The organism is Rhodococcus sp. (in: high G+C Gram-positive bacteria) (genome assembly GCF_049591685.1).
GTDB lineage: Bacteria > Actinomycetota > Actinomycetes > Mycobacteriales > Mycobacteriaceae > Rhodococcoides.
Window position 1 is genome coordinate 1 of record NZ_JBAWFH010000027.1, and the last position, 5,053, is coordinate 5,053.

General features: G+C 63.2%; 4 protein-coding genes. 3 read left to right on the top strand and 1 reads right to left on the bottom strand.

Annotated features, from left to right (window positions below):
* A partial coding sequence (locus WBQ44_RS00910) for an NAD(P)-dependent alcohol dehydrogenase (protein ID WP_495564857.1) occupies window positions 1–902 on the top strand: 902 nt, incomplete at its 5' end.
* Window positions 899–2,368, top strand: a complete 1,470-nt coding sequence (locus WBQ44_RS00915) for a mannitol dehydrogenase family protein (RefSeq protein WP_495564858.1) — start codon at window positions 899–901, stop codon at window positions 2,366–2,368. The genes WBQ44_RS00910 and WBQ44_RS00915, both read left to right, overlap by 4 nt.
* A 523-nt stretch (window positions 2,369–2,891) precedes the next feature.
* Here the strand turns inward: WBQ44_RS00915 and WBQ44_RS00920 are convergent.
* Entirely contained in the window at window positions 2,892–3,971 is a 1,080-nt protein-coding gene (locus tag WBQ44_RS00920; protein WP_495564859.1) for an ABC transporter ATP-binding protein, read from the bottom strand.
* A gap of 158 nt (window positions 3,972–4,129) precedes the next feature.
* Here WBQ44_RS00920 and WBQ44_RS00925 point away from each other — a divergent pair, with 158 nt between their 5' ends.
* Window positions 4,130–4,942 carry an NAD-dependent epimerase/dehydratase family protein gene (locus tag WBQ44_RS00925; RefSeq protein ID WP_495564860.1) on the top strand — a complete coding sequence of 271 codons (813 nt, stop codon included), beginning with the start codon at window positions 4,130–4,132 and terminating at the stop codon, window positions 4,940–4,942.
* Window positions 4,943–5,053: the final 111 nt, after the last annotated feature.

The window sequence follows — 5,053 nt, forward strand, 5'->3', positions numbered from 1 at the left end:
CTCACTACTACCGCGAAGGCCGCATTGGCGACCACGTGGTGCGCGGCCCGCTGGTACTGGGTCACGAAGCCGCGGGTGTCATCGTCGGCGTCGGATCCGCGGTGGCGGACACGCGGATCGGTGAGCGGGTATCGATCGAGCCGCAGCGTCCGGATCCCACCAGCGCCCAATCGCGCGCGGGTCGATACAACCTGTGCCCGGCGATGGAATTCTTCGCGACGCCGCCCATCGACGGGGCGCTCGCCGAATACGTCGTCATTCAGTCGGTCTTCGCGCATTGGGTGCCGGATCAGATCACCGACGAGGCAGCCGCGTTGTTCGAACCCCTCTCGGTCGCAATCGCATCGGCACAGAAGGCACGCATCACCCCGGGATCGAGCGTGCTCATCGCCGGCGCCGGCCCCGTCGGTCTCGTCACGGCGCAGGTCGCCCGCGCATTCGGCGCGACGGAGGTCATCGTCAGCGACATCGACGAGTCGAGGCGCGTCAACGCGGCCACGTTCGGGGCGAGCAGATCCCTCGACCCGGCCGTCGACGACATCCGCTCCCTGGAGGTCGACGCGTTCATCGACGCCTCGGGTGCGCCGCGAGCCGTCGTCGACGGGATTCATGCCGTGCGGCCGGCCGGTACCGTCGTTCTGGTGGGTATGGGTGCATCCGACTATGCCCTGCCGATCTCGCGCATTCAGAACCGCGAAATCGTACTGACCGGCGTTTTTCGATACGCGAACACCTGGCCGATCGCGAGAGAACTCGTCGTGGCCGGGCTCGTCGACCTGAATTCGATGGTCACCGCGCGCTTCGATCTCGCACACGTCGAAGATGCCTTGAACGCGGACAGGGCTGCCGGAAGCATCAAAGCTGTTGTCGTACCCGGACTCACGGAGGAGATCGACGCATGAAGTTGAACTCGCACACCCTCGACGACTTCATCGAGGACGTGGAAGTGCCCACTTACGACCGGTCCGAGGTGACGGTCGGGATAGTGCACTTCGGTGTCGGAGGCTTTCACAGGGCGCATCAGGCCATGTACGTCGATCGTTTGCTTCAGCAGGGCGAGGCGCTGGAATGGGGTATCTGCGGCGTAGGCGTGCTGCCGAACGACCGAAAAATGAAGGAGGTCATGGACGCTCAGGACTGCCTGTACACCTTGACGCTCAGGCATCCCGACGGAACGTGGGACACCCGCGTCATCGGGTCCATCGTCGAGTACCTATTCGCGCCCGACGATGCCGAAGCCGTCATCGAGAAAATGGCCGCTGAGACCACCAGAATCGTCTCGCTCACCATCACCGAGGGCGGATACAACTTCTCGGCGACGACAGGCGAGTTCGACTCCGACAATCCCGCGATAGTCGCCGATCTCGAGGACGGCGCAGTTCCGTCGACCACGTTCGGACTGGTGACGGAAGCACTGGCGCGCCGCAAGGAGCGGGGCCTCAAGCCGTTCACGGTGATGTCGTGCGACAACATCGAGGGTAACGGCCACATGGCACAGTCGACGTTCGCGACGTTCGCGCGATTAAAGGATCCTGTTCTTGCCGAATGGATTTCGGCCGAGGGCGCGTTCCCGAACTCGATGGTGGACCGCATCACACCGGTCACCACACCCGAAGTCGTGCGAGGACTTGCCGAACGCTATGCCATCGACGACCACTGGCCCGTGGCAGGCGAGCCGTTCACGCAGTGGGTACTCGAAGACAAGTTCACGCTCGGCAGGCCACCCCTCGAGGACGTCGGCGTGCAGGTGGTCGACGACGTCACGCCGTACGAGCTGATGAAGCTTCGACTGCTCAACGCAAGCCATCAGGCCTTGGCCTACTTCGGCTATCTCAGTGGCTACCGTTTGGTGCACGAGGTCGCACAGGACACGCTGTTCTCGGAGTTCCTGCTGTCCTACATGGACAACGAGGCGACACCGACGCTGCAGCCCGTCCCCGGCATCGACTTGGACAACTACAAGAAGACCCTCATCGAACGGTTCTCGAACCCGGAGGTCCGGGATACCGTAGCTCGGCTGTGCGCGGAGTCGTCGGATCGAATTCCCAAGTGGCTGTTGCCTGTCATCCGGAAGAACCTCGAGACCGGTGGCGACATCACGCTGTCCACCGCCGTCGTCGCGAGCTGGGCGCGCTACGCGGAGGGCACAGACGAGCAGGGACAGCCCATCGAGATCATCGATCAGCTGAAAAACATCCTCGTCCCGCTGGCGCAGAAGCAGAAGGACGACCCGACCGCATTCATCGCCAACCGAGACGTGTTCGGCGACCTCGTCGACAACGAGCGATTCGTGGCGGAATACACCAAGCAGATGGAGTCACTGCACTCCGTGGGTGCGCGCGCGACCCTGCAGGCGCTCCGCGCCTAGTGGGGCCAGCAAGCGCTCCGCGCCTAGCGGCCACACCGCTCAGGTGGCCTACTTGCCGAACTCCGCCGTTCCGATGGTCCAGGCCTTGGCCTGATCACTGAGGGTGAAGCCGAGGCCCGGGCGGTCGGAGAGATACATTCTGCCGCCACGGGTTTCGAGGTGCTCGTTGAATGGCCTTCTGGCGACCGGTCAGGACCTCGGCATCGCTGATCGGGTTCTTCAGCGGCAGCGTGATCGACGAAAAGCTTTACGTGCGCAATACGATCGATTGACGCCTCGCCCGAGGCCAAGGCCAAGGCCGCAGCATCGGGAGCGGTGAGCCCGCTCGTGGGCTTGGGTGCTCTGAGTGTGGAATCGATGGACACTGCAGCGATCTCCCTAGAACGGCGATGGTGTGCTGGCTCACACGCTATAAGTGAAATCCATTCCAGTACAACATAATTTGTAGATGCTTCGATACAAGAAGAGCATCATTGTGGGTAGTCGCCCATCACTGTGGTGGTCCCAGAAGTGGCGTGGCGCTCTAGTCGACGAGGCGTTCGCCGGTGACGGTCGAGAACAAGTGGGTGCGCTCGGCCGCGTAGGACAGCGTGATCGTCTCGCCGCGGCGAGGCGGGGTCCGCCCGTCGGCACGCACGACGATGGGCTGCTTGGTCCCGTTGACGTCGGCCTGCCCGTAGACATAGGCGTCGGCGCCAAGCTCTTCGACAACGTCGATGGTGACTTCGAGGCCCGGGCCGGTCGTGAATTCGAGGTCCTCGGGTCGCACGCCGAGGGTCACCGAGGTTTCGCCGATACTCGCGACAGCGGCGCGCGGAACGGGGACGACCTCGCCGCCGAAACGGACTCCGCCGTCGACCAGCGGCAGTTCGAGAAGGTTCATGGCAGGCGATCCGATGAAACCGGCGACGAACACGTTGTTCGGGTGCTCGTACATACGGCGCGGAGTGTCGCACTGCTGCAACACTCCGTCCCTGAGAACGGCGACGCGGTCACCCATCGTCATGGCCTCGACCTGGTCGTGGGTCACGTAGACGGTGGTGGTCGCGAGACGCCGTTGCAACGCCGAGATCTGGGCGCGGGTTTGCACGCGCAGCTTGGCGTCGAGGTTCGACAGCGGCTCGTCCATGAGGAAGACCTGCGGCTTCCGGACGATCGCGCGGCCCATCGCGACCCGCTGGCGCTGACCGCCGGACAGTGCCTTGGGCTTGCGATCGAGAAACTTGGTGAGGTCGAGGATCTTCGCGGCATCCTCGACGCGACGCTTGATCTCGGCCTTGTCCTCACCTGCGATGCGCAGTCCGAAGCCCATGTTCTCCCCGACGGTCATGTGCGGGTAGAGCGCGTAATTCTGAAAGACCATGGCGATGTCGCGGTCCTTCGGCTGGAACTCGGTGACGTCGTTGCCGCCGATGGTGATTGCACCGCGGTCTACGTCTTCGAGGCCTGCCAGCATGCGGAGTGAGGTGGACTTGCCGCAGCCCGACGGTCCGACGAGTACGAGGAATTCGCCGTCCTCGATCGCGAGGTCGAGCTGGTCGACAGCGGGCTTGTCGCCGCCGGGGAAGAACTTGGTGACGTTCTCGAACGCAACTGTTGCCATGATGGGTGTGCTCCTTCACCGGCAGGAACGTGCCGGACGATCCGAATGGAGGTTTTGTTGTTCACGTATGCGAATGCAAGTCAAGATGATGACTTCATTTCGAAGTATGTACTAACGTGATGCGCAGCACAAGACTTTTCGACGAGGAGCGAGAAAACATGACACGGCTTTTGATCACCGGTGCCGCCGGAAACATGGGGAAGATGCTTCGACCGTTGCTGCGCAGACCGGATCGCACACTTCGGCTGTTCGACATCGCCGAGATCAGCAATATCGATTCCGCCACAGAGGAATTCGTTCAGGGGTCGGTCACCGACCGAGAGGCGGTGGCCCGCGCGGTCGAGGGCGTCGACGCCATCCTGCACCTGGGCGGACTGAGCACCGAGGATTCGTGGGCCAACATTCTGTCCGTGAATGTCGACGGAACGCAGGCGGTTTTCGAGGCCGCAGTCGCGCACGGAGTCACCCGTGTCGTCGCCGCGTCGAGTAATCACGCGGTGGGCTTTTGGACACACGACGAAGCAGGTGGCGAGGCCTTGGCCGGTGACATCGGGCCTCGTCCCGACGGCTTTTACGGCTGGTCGAAAGCTGCGGTCGAGGCATTGGGGAGGCTGTATCACGACCGTTTCGGCATCGACGTCGTGAACCTACGTATCGGATCGAGCTTCGCGAAGCCGCCGAACTACCGCGGCCTTGCCAGTTGGATGTCGCCGGCAGACACAGCGCGCCTCATCGAGGCATCACTGTCCGACAGCGCGAAGGGATTTCACACCGTGTGGGGGATCTCGAAGAACTCGCGGGCATGGTGGTCGGGTGCACAGGGTGAAGCAATCGGATACGAACCCCAGGATGATGCAGAACAGTTCGCGGAGGAGTTCCTCGCCGACCACGAGTGGACCTTCGCCGATCCCATCCTCCAGCGCGTCGGCGGCGCCTTCTGCGACCACCCCCTGGGCCAGCGCATGCACTGAGCAGGCGGTTCAGGGTTCGCCGGTTCGCCTGGGGTGAACGAATATCTGTTTCGGTCACCCCAGGGCCGCCTTCACCCCTCGTGCGCGCGTAATGACCGCCCACGGTAATTA

What these genes read in the sequence shown, in the direction of transcription:
- WBQ44_RS00925 (WP_495564860.1), top strand. Translation starts at nt 4,130, where the DNA reads ATGACACGGCTTTTGATCACCGGTGCCGCCGGAAACATGGGGAAGATG.
- WBQ44_RS00920 (WP_495564859.1), bottom strand. Translation starts at nt 3,971, where the DNA reads ATGGCAACAGTTGCGTTCGAGAACGTCACCAAGTTCTTCCCCGGCGGC.
- WBQ44_RS00915 (WP_495564858.1), top strand. Translation starts at nt 899, where the DNA reads ATGAAGTTGAACTCGCACACCCTCGACGACTTCATCGAGGACGTGGAA.